Raw genomic sequence first — 21,666 nt, forward strand, 5'->3', positions numbered from 1 at the left:
CGTATCGTTGAATAAATCGTTGTATGGCTTACATTCATTGTTTGATCCAAATCAGGAAATGTCTTTAAACGCTTTGCTATTTGCTGAGGAGACCATAAACAACGGATCGCTTCAACAATAAATTTCCAGAGGATTGAATCGATTTTGAGTTTTCTGTGACCACGTCTACGTCTAGCGAAGGTGTTATCAGAAGCATATCGAGCTTGATAAACGTCATTGATGCTATTTCTTTTAAGCTCACGATAGATCGTACTAGGATGTCTTTTAATGAGTTCAGCAAATTTTCTGGCTGAAAAGCCTTCTTTTCTTGACTCAAGCATTAATGCAGTACGATCTTCAAAGTTAAGATGATGGTATGACAATTTTATATACTCCATAAACCCTTTAAATTAATTAGGTGGTTTATGTCGCACTTCAAGTTTTACTCTGCCGTATGCTAGGGAATTATGCTGAAGAAGCAGAATCTCAACATATTAAAAGAATTTTAAAAGAATATTTAAGAAATGGGAAAAGTCTTGAAAATTTTGAATTTATAAATTTTGAAGACTATCCAAAATTTAGAATTACTCGTGAGGGTTATGAAGCTGATTTTGTCAGTCAGTTACTAACTAAGATAACGAATCCTAATTCATATTTATATAAAAGTTATATTTTGCAAGAAAATAGTGAAAATAACTCAAGTGAACAAGTTCAAAAGCTAATCAATTATAAGCTATTATGTGATAAAGATGTTCAAAAAGTAATTATAGAGTTGCTTTTTAAGATTAGGTTGTTTAATAATCAATTTATCACAGCACGTAACTTTCTAGATCTAATACATGAGCTTATATGTGGTAAAGGATATTTATTTGATAATTTATTTAATCAAGGTGATAATGAATTATTAGAAAAAATAAAAGAGTTTGATCCGACACTTTTAAGAACGAAAAATATTGATCGATTTATTCTTTCGTTTGAATTAAGTACTACAAGTGAGAAATTTAAAGAATTTAAGGAGTATTTAAAAGATTTTTTAAAAATAGAAAATTTAAATAATGCAATGTCATATATTCGACTGTTTTATTTGTTGAAATTTTCTGATTTTGGAAATGGCTATCAGCAAGATTTTAAAGAGGATTTTATTGAAGATCTTTTATTAAATTATTTGGAATTTTATCGTCATCATCAATATTATGACCCCTCCATCTCTAAGCCAATACTTAAAAGTTTTTACTCTCGAGATTTAGTTTTTGCTATCAGAAATTATATTAATAAAAAAGCTCCATATTTGGAAGAAGATCAATACTTAATTTCTGAATATGGGCACAATCAGATTATTTCAATTCTCAAAATTACACCTAACTTTGCTGCGATTGAAAAATATTCTAGTCAACAACCATGTGTAAAATTCAAAACTTTCTTGAAAATTAAAGATCATGAAAATATAAGTATTCCTGTTGATATTAGTCTATTTGATCTGATTCTAAAGTTAAAGTCAGGGTATAGACCAAGTAAAAATGATCGCAGTGTAGTGGTTATCTTAAATAAAATTGTGAATCAATTATTAGTCTTAGCTAATAAATCGAATCAAATTACAGTCAAGACAAGTGAGCAATTCTTTCGTTTAACTTTGGAAGATGACGAAATTGAAGTGGCAGGTATTAAATGAATTTGGATTTGAAATTAAAAGTAGCCAAAAAAAATATTATGGGATCTTTCTATCCTGTGGGTACACGTGGTGAGAGCAAAGGATTTGATTGGGAAATTTTAACCAATTTATTTATTTGTGAGATTTACGGTCTAGATATTTCAAGTTCATCTAAAGTAGAGCAAAAATTAAATGATTTTGAAAACTATTGCCGTTCAAGTTTTGTTCAAGCATTAGATGATCCAAGAGCATGGGATCATCTTAAAAAAATTTATTTTGATGAGAGAAATCTTGTTCTGATCTCCCCTAAACTATGTATTTATTCTATTGTAGATAAAATTGATAGTGCAAATGTTGAAAAAAGATTTTTAGGCTTAATTAAAACACTTCTTAAAGCAGGAAAGATATATCAAAATTATTCCGAACAATTAAATTTTCTAGAAAAGATTATTACAAAAAATTTTGATAAAAAGTTTGAAACAAAAGTTTCAAATGAAACTTTATTCGTAAATTACTTGCCTAGCTTAGCTGAAATTTTTTCTAACGATTTAGAATTTTTAATTAAGTATCCTAAATATTTTATTGAAAATATTCAATTATTTATACAAATATATATATGTATTTATACAATACAATTATCATTAACTATTAATAGTTGGCAAAGTTTTAAAGATCAGCATCTTTTACAGTGTTACTTTATTCTAGATTTTGAGAAAGCAAGTCAAGAACGTAATTTATTAATTCAAAGAGGCTATAAGGCTGTTGAGAAAGAATTAAGTTCAATTTTCCCTGTTCTTGCTATGACTGAGAGTTTACAAAGTGCTTTAAAAGATAAACAACCGTTATGGAAATTTTTTGAGAAAATTAATGATGTTGATTTAGATGAACTTAACAAATATTGCGAAGATTTTGCATTAGAACGTAAGTTAACGTTAAAAACAGAAAAATTAAGTACACATCTAGAGACTTTAAAAGAGTTAGAAAGATTGTTCAAGGCCCAGTTTTCTAAAACTGAGAATAGTTCCGAACGTGCTGGTAGGAATGATAATGTAGTTAAAGATATTAAAAATATTATTTTAAAGCCATTTATTAAGGCTCGAGGTCGTGCAGGAAATCTATTCGTTTTAAATCAAGAATATTTATTATTGCTGACTAATCTCGTGATCGGTGAAAATGAGCAGTTAAGGCTTTATGAGTTGATTAAAGGATTTGAAAAAAGAGGAATCTTTTTTGATCGAGAAAGCCATAAAGCTTTGGTTCTATTTTATGAAAGATTAGGTAACATCGAAAAAATGAGTGATAGTGGGGATGCAATCTATGTCAAAAAAACAATATGAAGATTTTTTAGTTGAATTATTTTGTGGTTGGGCAAAAGATCATTTAAGTACTACTGATAATAAACTTAAATTTCGGTCACCAAATCATGAAAATAGTTTAGCACTTTTTAATGCATTCAAAAGAAAATCTATATTCTCTTTTTTTTATCATGATGAAGTATTGCCAAGCCATGAGTTTTTTTATTTTGCTATAGACAGTTTTAAAGTGATTCCTATACTGCAAAAGGATCCTTCTTTAGGATCCATAGACGGATACACGGAAAATTTCATCTCAACAATTAGAGATCTAGTATCAGGTCAAAAAGACCACTTTAAAGATAGTGTGTTACTTATTATTCATAATTCATCTTTAGATACTTTAAACAACTCTTCTAAAGATTTAAGTGTATTAGGAAATGTTTGGAGTCCAAAAGCAATTCATGAAGCTTTAATACAATTTATAGATGATAGTTTTATTAATAAAGATAACCAATTGTCCAAACAATTATTGAATCACCAATTTGAATTAATCTGCTCCGATGGCGCAACAATGTTCGGTTTTCGAGAACTCTTCGATGCAGTGCAAGATGGAAAAATTGAATTTCATGAACTTGGCTATCTTAATGATGAGGGTATACAGAATTGGGTTCAAGCAGATCCTCATCAAATAGATAAGCGCTTAAGTCAAAATAAAAAGCTTAGAGATGAAATTGAATATATTGTTGAACAATTTCCAACTGAATATAAAGAGAAGCTAATTGATTTAGATTTTAGTGAAAAGTTTATAGCTGATAATTTTGATGAAAGTAATTTACAAAGTTGGAAAGCCAAATTAGATTTTGGGGCATGTCAACAAGAACAAGAAAAAAACTCTTCACAGTTGATTACATTTTTAGATTATAAAAATAATGTAGGAAAGTTATATGCTCGAGTTAAAGGTGATATTTCAAAAAAAAATACATCAGCCAGTCGTGAGCATTATTTAATTATTGAAGTTCCATCTGAAAACAGAGTGGTTGATTTAAATTTAGTTTTTGAAAATGGCCAGTTGGTTGAAAATGATATAAAAAAAATAGGGAAAGCAAAAAGAGAATTAACATCAAGAATTAATAATCGTTCAAGTAAAAGAACTGTTTTAGAATTAGGAGCCACTTTTGAAGGGATACCTAAGTTCTTGGATATTAATATTAAAAGAGCTAAACCAAAAGAATGTTTTAAATTTAAAATTCTATTATTGCCTGAAAATATATTTCCAATAGAGGCTTTTTCAACTAAATATCTATTAAATTCAAAAAGTGAGACTGTGATCTTACAGACAGATGAGAAAGAATTTAAATTTAATGAGAAAATAAGCAAAGTATATACTTTGGAAAAGTGTGATGAATATATTGATTTAGAAGCATTTAGTATTATTAATTTTGAGGACTTGTTAAATACAGAAGAAGTAGTTACTTTCATTCTAAAGGGTGAAGATAGTACGCTGAAGTTTGAAGTACAAGGAGTTTCTTCTACAACTTCTTTAACTTTGCCATTATTTTTTAATCAAGAGTTTTATTCAAATTTTTTTAATGATGATGTTTATAGCATCTATAATGTTGAGAAATCATGTATTGCTTTTATGGGGCGTGAATATAAGACTAGGTTTGAGTATAAAAAGTTACTTAATCTAGAAAATTATTTATTAGAAAATAATATTTTATCAAGTATTTTGTCAACAAGATCAGAGATAACAATTGATGATTTGCAAAAAGTTTATCCTGATTTGGCAAATGCTTATGCTGAATTATATTCTTATCTAAAAAATAAAAAAACCTTAGTGAGTTTGGTGTCATGGGGAGAACAATTCTGTCAATTAGTTGAGAATGTAGTAAATATATATATAAAACACATTAATAATATTCAAACGACAAAAATGCTTTATGCTGATGAGATTTTGTTAGTTAATCTTGGTTTTGGTGAGTTGAATGGTGAAGAATACATCACACCATTACATCCATTGAATTTAGCTTACTTTCTTAAGTTAGTATATATGTGTAAAGCTGATAAAAATCATGCTTTTAAAGATATCCATCTCACCACAATCCGTCGTCTTAATGCACAGGGATTACTTCCATTTAATTGGCATCCTAAACATCGATTTACATATAGTCAGGCGATCACTGAGCATCCATTGTGGATTAAATTGGTACCTCAAAAGCAAACAGAGTTAAGTTATATACAACCTTTGGTTAAACAAAAAACTCTTGAGTTTTTAGAGGCTTTCAAAGTTATATTCAAACAAGGCGAAAGAGATACGCTCTTAATTAACTCTATTCATAATGGCTCAAATAAAGAGTTGTTTTTAGGTATCGTGGATTTAATAGAAAGGTTTAAGTTCAAACCTGAAAGTCTACCTAAAATACATATCTCGATTTATGATCGAAAATTAGAAAATACCTATTTTGATGAAGTTGCAGACTCAACGAGCTATACAACGTTAAAAGAATTATCAAAGTTAAGTTTGAATGATCAAAATTCAGATCAGATTATAGATCTTATACGCCAACGTATTACTTATAGTAAATTTGAGATAGAAGAAGACGAAAATTTTAACTATGCTCATCTCACATTTATTAGAAATGATACTGAAGTTGAAGAGGCTCCAGTTAATTTGCGTGTGGGAAAATCTGGTATTGCATCTGATGGATTACTTGCAGGAGAAACCTCTTTTCATCAGGGGGATTCATATTTTACTAGTGCAGGACTAGAAGGAATTGATATTGAAAAAAACCTATCATTTAAAATTATCAGCCGATATAGTGCTTTGAGCTATGCTGCTTGGCAAAAGCAAAATTTTTATGAGTCACGTGGTTTATCGCTAAAAGTTTCTAATGAGTTGCAAGAGTTGTTGGGAAGTGTTTATGAAAATAGCTTATGGACAACAATTATTGATCCAAAGGTAACTCTAGACTTCTTTAAGTCACAGCAGGATGTAGTTTTAATCCATTATTCGGATAGTTACACAAACTCGGCACATTATGATGCAATTACTGTGACGAAACGTCGAGACCTATATGACCAAATTTTAAGTCAAGGTCAGGTAGGTCATATTGATGAGTTTAATGCATTCAATGGTGAATGGTTACTTAAAATGCTTACTCTGCCAGAAAATAGTAGGCGCGAAAAGAAAAGTATTATTGCTGCATATAAGTATGTAAATTGTCTATTGTTCAATAGCGATATTACCTGGGTACCTTTAAGTGTGGCGGAGATGGTACGTGTCTCAGGTAATATTGGACTCAAGATGAGTGAGTCTGATTTTAGCACCTATTGTAATGGCAAAACATTTGGAGTGATGTCTGATGATGTTTTATTTGTTGGTTTTAAAGATCAGCAAATGTATCTTCTTCCCCTTGAAGTAAAAGTAGGACAAAAACAAAGGCATCCTAAAGGAATTGAACAAGTCATAAAATTGAAAGAATATTTAGAAAATCAATTGTTTGGACGTAAGGATATAGCTGGTCATTTATATAGAGGTTTATTTGTACGACAAATCATGATGCAGGTGGAAAAATACCAACTATATAAAATTTATCCTGAAAATTATTTTGATAAATTATTAGCAAATAGAACACGTTGGTTACAAGGTAATTATGACATTACAAATATTCGGGACTATCCAAAAGGCTTTGTGGTTGCTTTTGTAGAAAATAGTAATTTCTTTAATGAAAGTTTTGAATTGATTCATAATATTTTAGTCGTTACATTGCCTGGTCCCTACCAAAATCACTTTATTTCTTCACCATTAAGAAATTTACTCAATGATTGTCGAAGTGAAACTTTATTGCATATACCAGATGAATATATTTTATCTGGTGATACGACTTCAAATGAAATAACACTATTATCAAATGAGTTAATTGATTCAGAAGATAATCTTAATAATGAGCAACATCAAGAAGATATAGAGCAAAATAATCTAAATGAAAGTAATCAACAAGAATTGTTTTTTGATAGGGAACAAATCATTAAGCCTTATAGCATAACAATCTTGGATACTAAGACTATCATTCCTGAGCCTGAGCCTGAGCCTGAGCCTGAGCCTGAGCCTGAGCCTGAGCCTGAGCCTGAGCCTGAAGCGACAAGAACTTTGCAGATCCATTTTGGAGAAAATGTCATTAGGCGTGAACAGTTATATTGGGAACCGACAAATACAGCTAAGTTCATGAATACCAATACAGGGATTATTGGTACGATGGGAACGGGTAAAACACAATTTACAAAGTCATTAATTACTCAACTGGTGCAGAAGCAGTCTGATAACGTAAATTCAGCGTCAATTGGTATGCTAATTTTTGACTATAAATCAGACTATGTGGATGAGAAATTTATTCAGGCAAGTAATGCACAAAAATATAAATTATTTAAACTGCCTTACAATCCACTGAGTCTATTTGGCGATTCACCGATGTTGCCAATTCATACCGCAACAGGTTTTGCCGAAACAATGGGCAAGGCTTTTAATTTAGGGATTAAGCAGCAGCTTAAATTAGAGAATCTAATTTTATCTTGTTATGAAGATTGTGGGATTGATGCTGAAGAACCATCTACATGGTCACTTCCAGCACCGACAATTGATGATGTCTGGAATAAATTTTTAGCACAAGATAAAGTAGATGAAGATTCTTTATATGCGGCTCTTTCCAAATTAGCTAAATTAAAAATATTTGAAACCGATGCAACAAGAATGAAAAGTCTTTACGATTTGATGACGGGCGTTGTTGTTATTGAATTGGGTGACGGTTATGCTTCGGAATTAAAAAATTTGGTTGTTGCGCTTACATTGGATTTATTTTACGTTCAAATGCAAAAGCAGGGTAAACCGATTGTAGACGGGGATTTTAGGCAAATTACGAAGATGATCTGTGTTGATGAAGCGCAGAATATTCTTTCCCAGAACTTTTCAAGTTTACATAAGATTTTGAAAGAAGGGCGAGAGTATGGTGTTGGCCTAATTTTATCAACACAAAATATCTCACACTTTAAGACATCAGAGCATAATTATGCAGACTATATGATGACATGGGTCGTCCATCGTGTAGCGCATATTGTTAATGGTGACATTAAATCAATTTTTAATATCGATGATAAGTCTGAGCAAGAGCATTTGATGGAAACTATTCGCAAACTAGATAAACATTATAGTTTATATATAGATGGGTATAAGAAAATAGTAAAAATGAAAGATAAAGCTTTTTGGGAGTTATGCCAAGAGTTGGAAGTTTATTAAGGGGAAATAATGAGTAATCATGAATCTAATTTAAGTGAGATCCAATTACGAAAGCAACAAATCTCAATTGCTAAACAAGCAGCTGAGATTGTGACATTACGAGAATGGTATGATTCAACTAAGCATGGATATGAGTTAGAAGAATATTTTAAGTATTTTTCTAATTTAGGAAGATTAGGGAAAGAGCTTCATCAGCGTGGAGTGAAAAGGGTAACTGAACTTTATGATGCTGATAATAGCGTATTTGTAGAAGCAACTTTTATTCGAAGTAATCTTGATTTATTAGCACCATTATGTGCTTTAGCTTGTGTATTCCATAAACTAGCAAAAGCCTGAATTACTCAGGCTTTTTTAGTCCAATTTTAAGTTCAATAGCATCACGAATCTGCTTTCTACCAGATCCTGAAGCATTAATAAATTTAGGGTCATCAAAAGGAATATTTTTGGCAGGTAATAATTTATTTATAAAAAATTCCTGACTAATTTTTTTGACTTCTAGGCTTTCTGGAATAATTTTTCTAAGAATGTCAAATAGAGCTTGAATTCCAACTGTTTTGATAATAAAAGAGTTCTTGGTATGTGCTTTCCAGAATACTTCATCACAAGCATGAAGATAATTTAGTACTAATGTATAAATAAATTTATCATTATTACTTACATAATATTTTCGCAAAGGTGAAGTATCATTTCTTCCAGAATTTATTAATTCATTACGGTCTTTTAATTTGTTTTTAATAATATAATTAGAGTCTTTTGCTGGATTCGTTGAAATTAATCGCATAATGCCTTCTACGATCACAGCTGTAGAAACTTGCCACTCAGCACCTTGGCTTAATCGTGCTAATGCCTCATCAGCCTTAGCTGCAATTTTTATTTTTCCACACAAGGGTGATTCTGGTAAAGATGCTAATTTTCTGGTTAAAAAAATCGATAATCTATCTGGTGTCCAACTCTTCGAATCCTCTTCTGATATATTATAACCATATAATTCATAACTTAAACTTTTGTTTACAGGTTTTTGAGTTGTATTAATAATAGAAAATAAATCAGCTTGATATCCTTTAGGTAAGTCTAAATAAACTGAGCATAGTAAATCCATTTTAAGCTGCTCTGAGTTTTTAGAGTAATCTTTTGTAAATCCAAATAAACGATGTTGCCCATCAATAATAGCTGCAATTTTTGTAGGTGAAGGAATTGTTAGGTTGTAAAGCTTACAATTATCATCAAGCTTATTTGATTTTTCAACATACCAACCAATATTTTCATAATTATTATTTTCATCTTGGTATTCATCAATTGTATAGCCAGATTCGTGATAATTAGCAGCTAATATAATTGAATTTGGAAATGCTGAGTCTTCACGGTCAATATATTCAGCAATTTTTTGTAAACGTTCTTTTTCGATATTTCTTTGCGTTCCACCTTCAAGAATATAACCTGTTTCAGTTTTTTTTGCTTTCATAATATCACTAAAGCAAACATCTAAAAGTATGTGAGCAGGAAGAGAGATTGCATAAAAATCACTCATGGGTTGAGATATTTTTATAGCAGGAACGGTAATTGGAAATTTCATGATTCATTAACCTATAATTATAATTCGAAGTCTTCGGGCATTTCACCTGGAAGTTCTTTATTTAAATTCTTTCCACCTAATGCAGCTTTTTCCACAGGTTTATCATATAAATCTTCACATAAGGACAATTGAACCCATGTAATCCACAAACTTATTAAAGTCATAAGAGTTGTAAGAAAGTAAATATTCCAATTTTTTATTTCAAACGCTGAACCAATTAATTCATAAAAGATATATGCAGCTGTGAATACGAAAAAACCTAATAAGCCTTTGACAAAGGTTGGTGCATTTTTAGTTAGAATAATCTGTAAATAGGCTCCACTAATAAACGGAGGAGTCAGCAAAATAATAGAATTAAATAAAGACTGATATTCAGCATTCTTAAGATGCCTCCACTCATACCAAACTCCCATGCAGCCACAAAATACAATAGCAAGAAAGAAGAATAGTACAAATGTTGGATGCCTTATTGGTTTTTTAGTTTGGCTCCATATGAATTGAAAGCCTTCCAAAAAACCATTAAATGGTTTAGTTGGGATATTCATGTAATGTGTCTGATACTTTTATAAGACTAATTAGATCATATTCTAAACTGACCAATAATAAAATAATAGTGATTAGCTTCTACAGCATGTTCGCGTTTAAGATATTAATAAATTATTAAGGGAGGTTTTACTCGTATTGAAGAAAATAAGTCTATTAGACTTATTTTCTTCAATCTATATATTCGCAATTAAACTCTCCGAAGATTTGTAGCGCACAGACATTGCTCCAACCCCTCTATGAATATGCCCCCGCATCCGATCCAGCAGAACTTTATTCTCTAAAGGTTCATCTGCATTGTCTTCAACATATCTTAAAAGAGATAAGAATAAATCTGTATTTTCACCTGTAAGCGTATAGGCATTAAATTCAGAACCATCTTCATTAGGTAAAGGGATGTTACCTAAGGGCCCCTCTTCTAACGACATCATTAGGGCAATACGGCAGAGTAGGTTTGGTGTTAAAGCGGTACGTTGCTTTAGCATACGGAGGCGAGTTGTTGCCTCAGATGAAATCTTAAGCTTGCTGTAATGCAATTCTCTTCTCCATATTATTGGTGCGGTTTAAGTCAGTAAAGTAGCCTGATAATACCTGAGTTGAAGCTAACTCTTGATTGTATTCTAATAAGTAACTTTCAGAAATGTACTTATCTAACTGATTGACATATTGATCATCAATTTCCGTATCAGTTGATAGAATAATGACTTGATGGCTAACATGAGGAAAATATAGCTTCATTAAATTATCACGATGTTCCCGATCTAAACGACCTAATGGAGTATCTACAATCATTGGTAAATGGCGACCACTGGTTTTAGCTAATGCCCATAGCATTGCAATCGCATAAATCTGTTTTTCACCAGCAGATAACGCTGATTTTTCAATAGACTGCCCATTTTTTTTAATTAAGCGTGTACTGAAATTTTTCACATCAATATGAAGTTCGGTAATAAAGTTTTTTTTGCGTAGAAGAGAGTTAAAGATCTCTACAAAGTTTTTACGAACCTCAATAATCTTTTGTTCAAGTAGTGCAGTTTCAAAATCAATAAGTGCTTTAATACCTTTAGCTGCTAATGAGTTTTTATGATTTTGAAGCTCGAAATCAACAACAGCTTCGTTTGCTGATTTTAGGTTGCGCTCTACCGTTACAATCTCCCAGCTGAGTTTCCGATATTCTTCATCTTTTTGTTCTAGAATTATATCAAGTTCACCTAATTTACGTTCTTTTTGCATTAATTCATCTAAATAGGCGTTTGAATCTTCGGCATTCTCTGCACGTGCAATAGAGAATTCAGTTGCCTCTTTGTCCTGATTTAGCTGTACAAAACGACTATAAAGGGTTTGAACTTTTGTCTTGGTTTCTTGTTCTAAATCAATAAGCTTTGCCAAAGATTGTTTAGGTTTGGTTAGCTCGTTAAATGCAATATGTGAGCTTACTTCAGATTGTGTATTAAAATAATTTTTGAGGAAGTGATTCAAGTTTTCCCAATGATCTTTTGTCCATAATTCTTCCTTTTGAACTGAGCTGCTTTGGAATGATGCCAATGTTTGCTCAATAAGGTGCCTACTTGCAGATTGATCGGCAGAAGAGACTTCTAAATGTGTCATGAATTTAGAAATAAGTTTAGGTGCAAACATGAATGGAAGTAAGTTATTTGCTAAGTTAGTAAGCTCTTGCTTACATAAATTAATTTCTTTATTCAGTTGAGATAGTTTTGTTTTTAATTGATCGTATTTCAATGCGATTGCACCGCCTTCTGATACAAATCGTAGTCTTTTTTGCTCAATATTTTTTAGTAAAGCTTGGTGTTCAAATTTAAGTTGAGCACATTCATTTTTTAAATTTGCTTCTTGAGATTTAAGATGATCTAAACGTTGGGTAATAATCTCAATATCATTTTGATTAGCATCATTCAATTTATTGCGATTTAAATAAGAATGCAAATCTAGACGTAGTTTTTCAATTAGATCAATTCCGAGCAGATTTTTAATTGCATCTGATAACATAGCATTATTATCTTCAGCTATATCTTGAATTTTCTCACCATCAAAAAAGAAAAGTTGTGAAATACCAAATGGGATCAACTCTAATAGAAAGTTTTCCCATTCTTGCTCTGGGACAGAAGTAACAGTTTTCCCGTTCTTTTTTAAATCTAGACTTTCTCGAAATTGGTTATCTGAACCAATGGCCCATGAACGACATACCGTAAATTCAGCAGGAATACTTCCTTCCGTATAAATAAAATTGAGTTCAACTCTAGATGTACGTTCTGGATGGTTATGATTTATCTTACTTATAAGATATTGATAATATTCTTTTTGACTAATACCTAAACCAAGTGCACGTCTACCATAAAGAGCCAAACGGATCGAGTCCAAGAAAGTTGTCTTACCTGCACCATTTCGCCCTCCAATTAAGATAATAGGTTGATTAGTTGAGGTTGATGATTTCTTTGGCTCAAGTAAAAACTCTGTGCGCTGACCATATAAACCAATATTATCAAGTATTAATGATTTAATAATCATGGCTTAGCTCCAACATTATTTAATAAATCTAACTGTCCCGATGAAACTTCTTCAGTAAATGAGGATTCATCATCATCTACTTCAATAATTTCATTAATGTCTTGCTGGGAATTACGAGCAGCTAGAATACTTGCTAAATCACGCCATTCTTCATTGAGTACTTTGCTTAATTGGTTGTGAATATTGTGACGTCTTTTAAGACCATGAGATGCTTTTTCTACGCCTATTAATTTCACCATGAGTTCCGTTGGGATTTCATGTTCCTTACAAATAGTATCAAGTAGTGCAAAGTCTTGGGTATTGTATAAGACACTATCCTCTATCTGCCAAGCTAGTTCAATATCTAAAGTTTCTTTAACGATTTGTGGAACAGAGTCAGCCCAATCACCACTTTCTGAACGCCATATTCTACGAATTTCATGGAGTTCTTCAGGGTGAATGAGTATCGGAGCTTCGCCAATAGGAGCTTCTGCTCGAACTACTTTTTGAACTTCTAAAAGTTTTCTTAGAAGCACTTTTCTGAATTCAAGTTTATAGGGCCCAGGTACAAGTTTGCCATTTGCATGGTTAAAGGCAACTTGGCCATTACGGCGTTTAAACTCTCGATAATTGAACTTTTTCTCAGGATCCTGAGTTGATGACAGCAAATCACGGTATTCAAGTAAAGGTTCTAGCCATTCTTCACCAGATTCAACCATAGCTTCCATAGATTTGTCTTGTTGGACGACGGTACATACCCAACAGCCAAAACGTGAATTTCCACAGCTTGGTGTTGTTTTATCTACAACTAATGGACATTCACCAGCTTGGGCATTTCGATACATTGTCACCAATTCACGGTTATCGTTATTCCATGGTGATTTGTTCTGTAATAGATAGTTCCATACATCATCTGTAGTAAATGCTTCAATTGGGGCAAATACAAAAGCATTTAATAAAGATGAATGTCTAGCGAGTTTAGTGCCTTTAATCTTGTGCATTGCAATAACTTGTGCACGTGTTGCACTTTCTGACGAGCGTACACCTAATACCACAACAACTTCACCAAACTCTGCAACACGTTGTGTAATAAAATCATTAGCAGGTTCGATTTTAAGACGTTCAGTACACCATCTGAATTTATTACTCGGTGCAGGATAACCACGACCAATTAGGTTTACCCAAAATGAACGCTCGACACGAGGGCTGACTTTTTGAACAATAAAGGGCATACCTTGTTCATCAGACTTTTTCTGAATGTTCTCTAAATTTTTATCTATATAGCGAACGATAATTGGCGTTTCAACAAGTGTATCGGAGCTGATAACATACACTGATTTTTGTCTTTTCTCTGGCGGTAGTTTTGCTAAAGCATTCCAAACCAATTGCAAAGCGCAGGTTGAATCCTTACCACCTGAATAACCCACTACCCATGGTCGGTTATCAGAAAGATAAACTTCCTGAATCGACTCATATATGTCGTTGAGTGTGTTATTTTCAAAAAAACTCATTAAATCATTTCCTCAGCTGCTTTCTGACTAGCAAGTATTGACTCAAGAAATTGATTTTCAATTTCTTGTGCTTCAGGTGCTAGGGGAATCGCTAAAATATTTTGAAGGTAGTTGGTCACTAGTATAATCGTATTTTTAGACTTCGTGATTTTTCCTGCATTAAGCATTCGACCAGTCCAAGTTTTTTGGTTATGACGTGACCAATTAATTGATGTGAGTTTAGGTAATACATTTTTCCATTCATGACAGTATTGAGTTAATAAAATGTTTCCTAACCTTGCAAATGCTTGAATCGTAATGCCGTGTGAATGAACATATTCATTTCTAAGATGACATGCAGAAACTCTTTTATCTAAAAGGTCTAACCAACCAGGAATATATTGAATAATTTCGTTCCAATAGGATTGAGCAAGATAGATTTTTTCTTCAGGCGTTTTATGGGATTGATGGCTTAATAAATCTTTAGTGGCTTGATGTAATGAACTAAAGGTAAAGAGTTTAGTTGTACGATTTGAAAGGCTAGTTTTTTCAAAATCAGTAAATTCTTTAAATAAGGGAACTTGTTCAATAACAGCTTTTGTGATGTAAGATTGCTCATCCCTATGATTATATAGAAGTTTAATTGACTGTGCTGGTTTAACAGCATGCATGTTTAAGTCAGCAAACATTTGTTGCGAGCGCTGTAGACCTTGGTCTGCATATATGACCACAGAGATTGTTTCATTTCCCAAATATTTACTTTGTTTGACAGCTTGTTGTATAGCTGCCCTACGATGTTGCCCATCATTAATAAGAACAGTTGCATCCATGGAAATCTTAAGGCGACCGATACTTTGAGAAATTTCACTTGGTTCAAAGTTAACCTCGCCATCTACACATGCACACAAAGATGAAAGGAGATATTCGTTAGGATTATCTAAAATATATTTTGTAAGTTGAGGAATACGATTTTTATTTAAAGTACGTTGGGCTCTTAACTGAGGAGGAAGTGATTCATCATTAAATTTGAAAAATTTTGGTACGACTTGTAATGGAACCATAATGACATAAAAAGCTTGTCGAGCTTGAATGCCCTGCATAGCAACAAATTCGAACCAATTTCCATCCATGATCATATTACTCGTAGCAGTCTATGGAAGTCTATTTTAATACGAACAGTAAGGTAGATCCACTAGATGGAAGTGTATTATATAAATTTATTTTGCATTAACTACTTACTAAAAATGATGACTATTAATCAGTATTTGCTTAGAAATTATGGATTTGTATTGAATCAGGTAGTTTTCTCTTTTGAAACTATAAAAGCGAAATTGCTTACTCTCATGCTAGTTGTCATATCTAATTTTTATGTTTTTGCAGTGTGGTGTATATAATTTGAGCTATGGGTCAAGATGAATATGGCTTGGTGTCAATGGGGGGTAATTTTTAGGTTTATGTATCGAGCAATATTTCAAAAGGATTGCCTAAATCTTGTGATAGTGGCTCCAGATAGACCTATCACTTCGAAGCCAAGATATAAATTAGAATATTCAACTATTAGCCTAATCACTCATTAACTTAAGCTGTTTTATGTTTAGGAAACGGCACAATTTTATTACGTAAACTATCAATAAAATCAGACCACTCCTGCATCATCTTCGTTCGATACTCTAAATGCTGAGCATGGTTATATGCCTGTGATACGGCATTACCAACCCTATGTGCTAACTGAATTTCAATTGCATCATGCATATAGCCTTGCTCATGTAATGTTGTAGAAGCAAGCCCACGGAAACCATGTCCAGTCATTTTGCCGTTATAGCCCATCGTACGGATCGCGCACAAAATTGCATTACTACTCATGGGATTAGCTGTGCTGTGATTATAAAAAACATACTGCTTTCTGCCTGTAAGCGGTAATAAACTCTCTAGTAGTTCAATTGCTTGCCTAGATAGTGGAACGAGATGAGGCAAAGCCATTTTCATTCTTTCGGCTGGTATACGCCATATCCTGTTCTCAAAATCGATTTCACTCCATTCCATCATTCTGAGTTCAGCAGTCCGTACAAAAGTGAGAGTCATCAACTGAAGTGCAGTTTTGATCACTGGATTACCATGGTAACGATCCATGCGTTCAAGAAAAGGAGGAAACTCCGAAATATCCAATCGAGCCATATGCTTCACTTTACGAGGCTTTAAGGCTTCGTGAAGGTGAGGTGTTGGATCATTCTCAATCAATCCTTTACGAATCGCAAAACGGAAAATACGCCCAGCTAAAGGAATGGAGCGTTTAGCCATTTCTTGCGCACCACGTGCTTCAATTTTTTTAGCACATGCCAGTACATCTTTCCCTTTGATCTGATCAATGGGCATGTTACCCAATGCAGGGAATATATCTTTTTCGAAAACAGATAAATCACGTAGATAAGTTGCTTCTTTAATAACGGCTTTACGATCCTTCATCCACTCCATCGCAAGGACTTTGAATAGCTTACTTTCATCAGTTTGCTGAAGGCGGTCATTCTTTATGGCATTAGGGTCAATATTTTTATAAAGCTGAATACGAGCTTCATCACGGGTGCGACGAGCTTGAGCTAATGAGATTTCAGGATAGCTTCCAATAGTTAAAGTACTTTCACGACCATTGAAGCGATACTTTAATCGCCAGAACCTTCCACCTGAAGGCGTGACCTCAAGGTACAGCCCTTTTTCATCGGCATAACGCTTTTTCTTTTCAAGCGGTTTTATTTTTCTAACGTGAGCATCTGTCAGCATTTTTAGCTATTTCTTTGGAATTTGGGGGACGATTTATAGTATAACCAAATCATCCCCCACTTGTCCCCCATGATGTTTCAGGAGTACAAGGATAGCCAAGGATTTAAAAGAACATTAAAAAAGGCTTAAACCATTGTGATTTAAGCCTTTTAGGTATGCTTCGGTATTTTTAAAACAAAATCTTGGCGGTGAGAGAGGGATTCGAACCCTCGATACGCGCAAACGTATACACACTTTCCAGGCGTGCTCCTTCAGCCACTCGGACACCTCACCAAGGTGTGCGATAGTACCCAAAAAAATGCACGCTGCCAAGTTGTAGTCGAACAGATTTGCAGAAAAAGTTTTTGGCTAATGATAATATTGCGCCATATCACGTTCAATTTTGAAGACAACATCATATGCAAAGTACTGCAAAAAAAGCCGCTTTGCCAGCAATGACGCTGGCAGCATTAGGGGTGGTATTTGGAGATATTGGAACCAGTCCGCTCTATGCAATACGGCAATGCTTTGTCACAGGACATGTTGATATCAGCGAAGGGTCGATTTTAGGTATTCTTTCGCTGATCTTCTGGTGTATGAACCTAACCATCAGTTTTAAGTACGTCTCAATGATCATGCGTGCGGACAACAATGGCGAAGGCGGGATCATGTCACTGCTCGCACTGAATCTGCGCTCCTCCGTTTTTAGCAATAAAAATAAAATCTTTCTGATTGCATTGGGCTTTATCGGCGCATCACTGTTCTTTGGTGATGGGATCATTACCCCAGCAATTTCAGTCCTATCGGCGATTGAAGGTTTGAGTCTGGTGACGCCTGCTTTAGATCGTTGGCTGGTTCCGATTGCTTTGGGTATCCTCACGGCATTATTCATGGTGCAGCGACATGGTACCGCCACCATGGGGAAATTCTTTGGTCCGATTACACTATTATGGTTTGCATCTATTGGTCTGATTGGACTGTGGAGCATCATCCAGACGCCTTATGTCTTGATGATGGTCAATCCGTATTGGGCGTTCCATTTTGTCTTTGATCAACCAACAGTTGCCTTTATCACCATGGGTGCAGTGATTCTGACCATGACAGGTGGTGAGGCCTTGTATGCAGATATGGGGCATTTTGGGCGCGTGCCGATTAAATTGGCGTGGTTCTTGGTGGTTCTTCCTTGCTTATTACTGAATTATGCAGGGCAAGGTGCATTATTGTTGCGTGATGCCAAAGCCATTGAAAACCCATTCTATTTACTGGTTCCCGATTGGGCCTTATTCCCGATGATTGGCTTAGCAACAGCCGCAGCCGTGATTGCCTCTCAAGCGGTGATTACTGGTGTATTTTCGATGGCGAATCAAGCCATTCAATTACGCTACTTACCGCGCCTAACTGTGCACCATACTTCGGATGTGGAACAAGGGCAGATCTATTTACCCTTCATTAACTGGGTGCTGTTTATCTCGGTGGTGATTCTGATTTTACTGTTTGAAAGCAGTGCGGAATTGGCCAGTGCTTATGGTGTCGCGGTGACCATGACCATGCTCTGCGGTACCATTCTGATCTCGACTTTAGCTTATGGTGTGTGGCGTTGGCCGTTATGGAAAGTGGCCTTATTTGCCGTACCTTTTCTGATTATTGATTTAATTTTTGTTGCTTCAACTTCATTAAAAATCTTGTCGGGCGGTTGGGTGCCGATCTTGATTGGTGTGGTGGTGTATACCATTTTAATGACGTGGAAACGTGGCCGCGAAATCGTCTATACCCGTATGGAAACCAATGCCTTGCCGATTGAATTGTTTATCAAGAGCATTGGCATGAGCAAAGAAACTCATTTCGTGCCAGGCGAAGCGATTTTCTTAACAGGAACCCCCAACATTGTGCCGCATGCAATGCTGCATAATATTAAGCACAATAAAGTGCTGCATGAACGTAATGTCATGGTCACGGTCTATACCCAAGATATTCCCTATGTGGCAGATGAAGATCGCTTAAAAGTTGAAAAACTGGATGAGCATTTTTATCGTATCTTTATCTATTACGGTTTTAAAGATCAACCCAATATTCCAGTGGCTTTGGCTCAAGCCTATAAAGCGTTGGATTTTGAGTTTGATATGATGCAAATGAGCTTCTTTATTTCACGTGATCGTATTGTACATACCGTGGGCGATGGCATGTCGCCGTGGCGTGAAAAGTTATTCATTTCGATGCAGCGCAATACCAGTCCTGTCAGTGACTTCTATCAGATTCCAACCAACCGTGTGGTGGAGCTGGGTAGTCAGATTGAAATTTAAATAAAAACAGATAATAAGGCACTTTCGGGTGCCTTTTTTATTGTCTGTTGCCTGAGTGTACAGATTTGCGACATAAAATGTCGCTCTGGGCTGAAACTCAATATACACAGGGCTTTTGAGTTGTTAAGCTGCGCGTTCATATTGATTTTGATGTAGTTATGGCAAAGAGACCAACCCGAAAGAGTAAAAGCCCATTTGCTTTTTTGAGCCAAAATGTTGGAAAAATGATGTTGGCACTGGTCGCAACAGGGAGTTTTGCGATCGCATTTGGCAGTGAAAAAATTTCCAAGTTCATCCCATTCCAATCCAGTAATACCAGTTGTTTAAAACAGTTTTATCGTGATGTTCCGCCATTACTCAGCAAAGACAGTCTAAAAAAAGACAGCTATGCACTGTGTTTTAATGATTTTAATGTGATGTACTCAGGTATTTCCAAGACCCCATTATGGACGGCAGAATATCTGACCCCAGAACGCTTGAGCGTCAAAATTAAACGGGAAGATAATTTCCACGAGGAAACACGAGTAAAGCCCGCTCATCGTGCTTTATTGTCGGACTATCGTGGTTCTGGCTATGACCGTGGTCATATGGCACCGAATGGTGATATGAATAATACGGCGGCACAGTATGACAGCTTTTCTTTGGCCAATATGGTGCCACAAGCGCCGAAGAATAATCAGGAAGTATGGCGTAAATTAGAAGAAGCCGTACGTTCGATGGTGACTAAACAGCATAAAGACGCCTATGTGCTGACAGGTCCCGTATTTGAAGGCAAGCGCCTCAAAACCATTGGCAGCGGTGTGATTGTACCGACTGCGGTCTATAAAGCGGTGTATTTACCCAAGCAAGGGATTATAGGGGCATATTATGCGCCAAATAATAATTCTCAGCAGGTCAAAGTGGTCAGTGTCTGCTATTTAGAAGAGAAACTGGGCATTAATTTATTCCCGCAGTTGACTGAACAGCAGAAGCGTAATGTCTATCAACTGCCTGTGTCTGCGCACCAAGTGAAGCCGAATAAAGACATTAGCTATTCGCATTGGGATGGTCAGAGTCAATGTGCTGAAGATGCCAAAACTGATGCGATTCAGGCGCAGCAACGTGAGTTTAGTTCAAAGCCGACTGGAGCGACGGAGAGTAAATTCCCGCAAATTGATGAAGAAACCAAGCAAGCCTTGATCAATCAATTGGTCAATGCTTTGGTGCAGTATTTCTTACAAATCTTGCGATAAGTACCGCTTGCAAAGTCAGCCTGCTTGGCTCATGTTGTGGAATAGACAAGAACAATGAGAGGGAAACGATGTTTAAACCTTTTGAACAGGGTGATGAATCTTCGGCGATTTATGATCTGACCTTGGAAAATCAGGTCGATTGCGTGAGTTTATATGGCAATTTGCAGATTACCAAAGATCAGGCAGGCCTCAAAACCGCCAAGGCATTGCAAAGCTTTATCAATGACGTGGTTGCTGCTTTGGAAAAAGAACAACTTCCTGAGCAGATTGACAGAAAACCTGAGCAGGATATTGAAAATCCGTTTCTATAAATAAAAAAACAGCCGATAAAGGCTGTTTTTTATGGGATATATCGCGCTTAGTCTTTCTCGCTGCCCACAAATTTGTAGATCACTGCACCGATAATGGCACCGATAATTGGCGCAACCCAGAATAACCACAGTTGGCTGATTGCTGCTGTTTCAGCAAATAACGCAACAGCAGTACTACGTGCAGGGTTTACCGAGGTATTGGTGACTGGAATACTGATCAAGTGGATCAATGTTAATGCTAAACCAATTGCGATTGGTGCAAAGCCTGCAGGCGCACGACGATCAGTGGCCCCCATGATCACGATCAAGAAGAATGCAGTTAAAACAACCTCAATCAGGAATGCTGACGCAACCGAGAAATGGTTCGGAGAGAGTTCACCATAGCCATTGCTTGCGAAACCGCCAGTACCTGCGAAGCCTGCTTGACCTTGTACGATGATGTACAGCACGAATGCTGCAAGCGCACCACCAATCACTTGAGACACGATATAAGGGACTAAATCTTTAGAATCAAAACGTCCACCGACCCATAAACCAACACTGACGGCTGGGTTAAAGTGACCACCTGAAATATGACCGAAAGCGTAGGCACCAGTTAATACGGTTAAACCAAACGCTAATGCAACACCTAAGAAACCAATCCCAAGTTCTGGGTATGCAGCTGCAAGCACAGCACTACCACAACCACCAAAAACGAGCCAAAAGGTTCCCAGAAATTCTGCTAAATATTTGTTCATTGTTATCAC

At 35.1% G+C, this 21,666-nt stretch carries 16 protein-coding genes and 1 tRNA gene; 7 read left to right on the forward strand and 10 right to left on the reverse strand.

Translation table 11 applies throughout. From position 1 onward, the window contains the following. On the reverse strand, positions 1-320 hold a 320-nt coding region (locus MN869_RS16010; protein ID WP_243308785.1), incomplete at its 3' end, for a helix-turn-helix domain-containing protein. A gap of 113 nt (positions 321-433) precedes the next feature. On the opposite strand from MN869_RS16010, the gene dptF reads away from it, so the two are divergent. Genes dptF through MN869_RS16030 form a run of 4 tightly spaced genes read left to right on the forward strand, consistent with a single transcriptional unit; the run spans position 434 to position 8,548 of the window. Beyond that, complete coding sequence (dptF, locus tag MN869_RS16015) at positions 434-1,648, forward strand: DNA phosphorothioation-dependent restriction protein DptF (RefSeq protein ID WP_243308673.1); 1,215 nt, start codon at positions 434-436, stop codon at positions 1,646-1,648. Beyond that, positions 1,645-2,964 (forward strand): DNA phosphorothioation-dependent restriction protein DptG, encoded by a 1,320-nt coding sequence (gene dptG / locus MN869_RS16020; RefSeq protein ID WP_004991919.1) that lies wholly within the window; start codon positions 1,645-1,647, stop codon positions 2,962-2,964. The genes dptF and dptG overlap by 4 nt, the downstream gene beginning before the upstream one ends. Next, complete coding sequence (dptH, locus tag MN869_RS16025; RefSeq protein ID WP_243308674.1) at positions 2,945-8,212, forward strand: DNA phosphorothioation-dependent restriction protein DptH; 5,268 nt, start codon at positions 2,945-2,947, stop codon at positions 8,210-8,212. The genes dptG and dptH overlap by 20 nt, the downstream gene beginning before the upstream one ends. A gap of 9 nt (positions 8,213-8,221) precedes the next feature. After that, positions 8,222-8,548: a hypothetical protein gene (locus tag MN869_RS16030; protein WP_004991912.1), complete on the forward strand. Its 327-nt coding sequence runs from the start codon at positions 8,222-8,224 to the stop codon at positions 8,546-8,548. Between the two features lies 1 nt (position 8,549). On the opposite strand, the gene MN869_RS16035 is transcribed toward MN869_RS16030, so the two are convergent. The 8 genes from MN869_RS16035 to MN869_RS16070 all read right to left on the reverse strand — a co-directional run bounded on the left by MN869_RS16035 (position 8,550) and on the right by MN869_RS16070 (position 17,371). Continuing rightward, positions 8,550-9,785 carry a DGQHR domain-containing protein gene (locus tag MN869_RS16035; RefSeq protein ID WP_004991911.1) on the reverse strand — a complete coding sequence of 412 codons (1,236 nt, stop codon included), beginning with the start codon at positions 9,783-9,785 and terminating at the stop codon, positions 8,550-8,552. 17 nt (positions 9,786-9,802) lie between these two features. Further along, a complete protein-coding gene (locus tag MN869_RS16040; RefSeq protein ID WP_004991910.1) occupies positions 9,803-10,330 on the reverse strand; it encodes a hypothetical protein in 528 nt (175 codons plus the stop codon). A gap of 174 nt (positions 10,331-10,504) precedes the next feature. Continuing rightward, positions 10,505-10,813, reverse strand: a complete 309-nt coding sequence (gene dndE / locus MN869_RS16045) for a DNA sulfur modification protein DndE (protein ID WP_243308676.1) — start codon at positions 10,811-10,813, stop codon at positions 10,505-10,507. 31 nt (positions 10,814-10,844) lie between these two features. Beyond that, the gene (dndD, locus tag MN869_RS16050) at positions 10,845-12,854 is read right to left on the reverse strand and encodes a DNA sulfur modification protein DndD (protein WP_004991908.1); all 2,010 of its coding nucleotides are present in this window, start codon (positions 12,852-12,854) and stop codon (positions 10,845-10,847) included. Further along, positions 12,851-14,344, reverse strand: coding sequence for a DNA phosphorothioation system sulfurtransferase DndC (dndC, locus tag MN869_RS16055; protein ID WP_004991907.1), 1,494 nt, complete (start codon positions 14,342-14,344; stop codon positions 12,851-12,853). The genes dndD and dndC overlap by 4 nt, the downstream gene beginning before the upstream one ends. After that, positions 14,344-15,453, reverse strand: a complete 1,110-nt coding sequence (gene dndB / locus MN869_RS16060) for a DNA sulfur modification protein DndB (RefSeq protein WP_004991905.1) — start codon at positions 15,451-15,453, stop codon at positions 14,344-14,346. Before dndB ends, dndC begins: the two co-directional genes overlap by 1 nt. Positions 15,454-15,901: 448 nt before the next feature. Next, the gene (locus MN869_RS16065) at positions 15,902-17,098 is read right to left on the reverse strand and encodes an integrase arm-type DNA-binding domain-containing protein (protein ID WP_004991904.1); all 1,197 of its coding nucleotides are present in this window, start codon (positions 17,096-17,098) and stop codon (positions 15,902-15,904) included. A 183-nt stretch (positions 17,099-17,281) separates the two neighbouring features. Beyond that, positions 17,282-17,371, reverse strand: a tRNA-Ser gene (locus MN869_RS16070). 125 nt (positions 17,372-17,496) lie between these two features. On the opposite strand from MN869_RS16070, the gene MN869_RS16075 reads away from it, so the two are divergent. The 3 genes from MN869_RS16075 to MN869_RS16085 all read left to right on the forward strand — a co-directional run bounded on the left by MN869_RS16075 (position 17,497) and on the right by MN869_RS16085 (position 20,920). Beyond that, positions 17,497-19,377 (forward strand): potassium transporter Kup, encoded by a 1,881-nt coding sequence (locus MN869_RS16075; protein WP_243308679.1) that lies wholly within the window; start codon positions 17,497-17,499, stop codon positions 19,375-19,377. 158 nt (positions 19,378-19,535) lie between these two features. After that, the gene (locus MN869_RS16080) at positions 19,536-20,609 is read left to right on the forward strand and encodes a DNA/RNA non-specific endonuclease (RefSeq protein ID WP_243308680.1); all 1,074 of its coding nucleotides are present in this window, start codon (positions 19,536-19,538) and stop codon (positions 20,607-20,609) included. Positions 20,610-20,677: 68 nt separating this feature from the next. Next, the gene (locus MN869_RS16085) at positions 20,678-20,920 is read left to right on the forward strand and encodes a hypothetical protein (protein WP_005185690.1); all 243 of its coding nucleotides are present in this window, start codon (positions 20,678-20,680) and stop codon (positions 20,918-20,920) included. A gap of 47 nt (positions 20,921-20,967) precedes the next feature. On the opposite strand, the gene aqpZ is transcribed toward MN869_RS16085, so the two are convergent. After that, a complete protein-coding gene (gene aqpZ, locus MN869_RS16090; RefSeq protein ID WP_243308682.1) occupies positions 20,968-21,657 on the reverse strand; it encodes an aquaporin Z in 690 nt (229 codons plus the stop codon). Positions 21,658-21,666 lie beyond the last annotated feature (9 nt).

It is taken from the genome of Acinetobacter sp. NIPH1876 (genome assembly GCF_022808535.1).
In the GTDB taxonomy this organism is placed as follows: domain Bacteria; phylum Pseudomonadota; class Gammaproteobacteria; order Pseudomonadales; family Moraxellaceae; genus Acinetobacter; species Acinetobacter higginsii.

Coding starts and splice junctions, on each gene's coding strand:
- MN869_RS16035 (WP_004991911.1), bottom strand. CDS start 9,785: ATGAAATTTCCAATTACCGTTCCTGCTATAAAAATATCTCAACCCATG.
- MN869_RS16030 (WP_004991912.1), top strand. CDS start 8,222: ATGAGTAATCATGAATCTAATTTAAGTGAGATCCAATTACGAAAGCAA.
- MN869_RS16075 (WP_243308679.1), top strand. CDS start 17,497: ATGCAAAGTACTGCAAAAAAAGCCGCTTTGCCAGCAATGACGCTGGCA.
- dptG (WP_004991919.1), top strand. CDS start 1,645: ATGAATTTGGATTTGAAATTAAAAGTAGCCAAAAAAAATATTATGGGA.
- dndB (WP_004991905.1), bottom strand. CDS start 15,453: ATGGATGGAAATTGGTTCGAATTTGTTGCTATGCAGGGCATTCAAGCT.
- MN869_RS16085 (WP_005185690.1), top strand. CDS start 20,678: ATGTTTAAACCTTTTGAACAGGGTGATGAATCTTCGGCGATTTATGAT.
- dndE (WP_243308676.1), bottom strand. CDS start 10,813: ATGCTAAAGCAACGTACCGCTTTAACACCAAACCTACTCTGCCGTATT.
- dptF (WP_243308673.1), top strand. CDS start 434: ATGCTAGGGAATTATGCTGAAGAAGCAGAATCTCAACATATTAAAAGA.
- MN869_RS16080 (WP_243308680.1), top strand. CDS start 19,536: ATGGCAAAGAGACCAACCCGAAAGAGTAAAAGCCCATTTGCTTTTTTG.
- aqpZ (WP_243308682.1), bottom strand. CDS start 21,657: ATGAACAAATATTTAGCAGAATTTCTGGGAACCTTTTGGCTCGTTTTT.
- dndD (WP_004991908.1), bottom strand. CDS start 12,854: ATGATTATTAAATCATTAATACTTGATAATATTGGTTTATATGGTCAG.
- MN869_RS16065 (WP_004991904.1), bottom strand. CDS start 17,098: ATGCTGACAGATGCTCACGTTAGAAAAATAAAACCGCTTGAAAAGAAA.
- MN869_RS16040 (WP_004991910.1), bottom strand. CDS start 10,330: ATGAATATCCCAACTAAACCATTTAATGGTTTTTTGGAAGGCTTTCAA.
- dndC (WP_004991907.1), bottom strand. CDS start 14,344: ATGAGTTTTTTTGAAAATAACACACTCAACGACATATATGAGTCGATT.
- dptH (WP_243308674.1), top strand. CDS start 2,945: ATGTCAAAAAAACAATATGAAGATTTTTTAGTTGAATTATTTTGTGGT.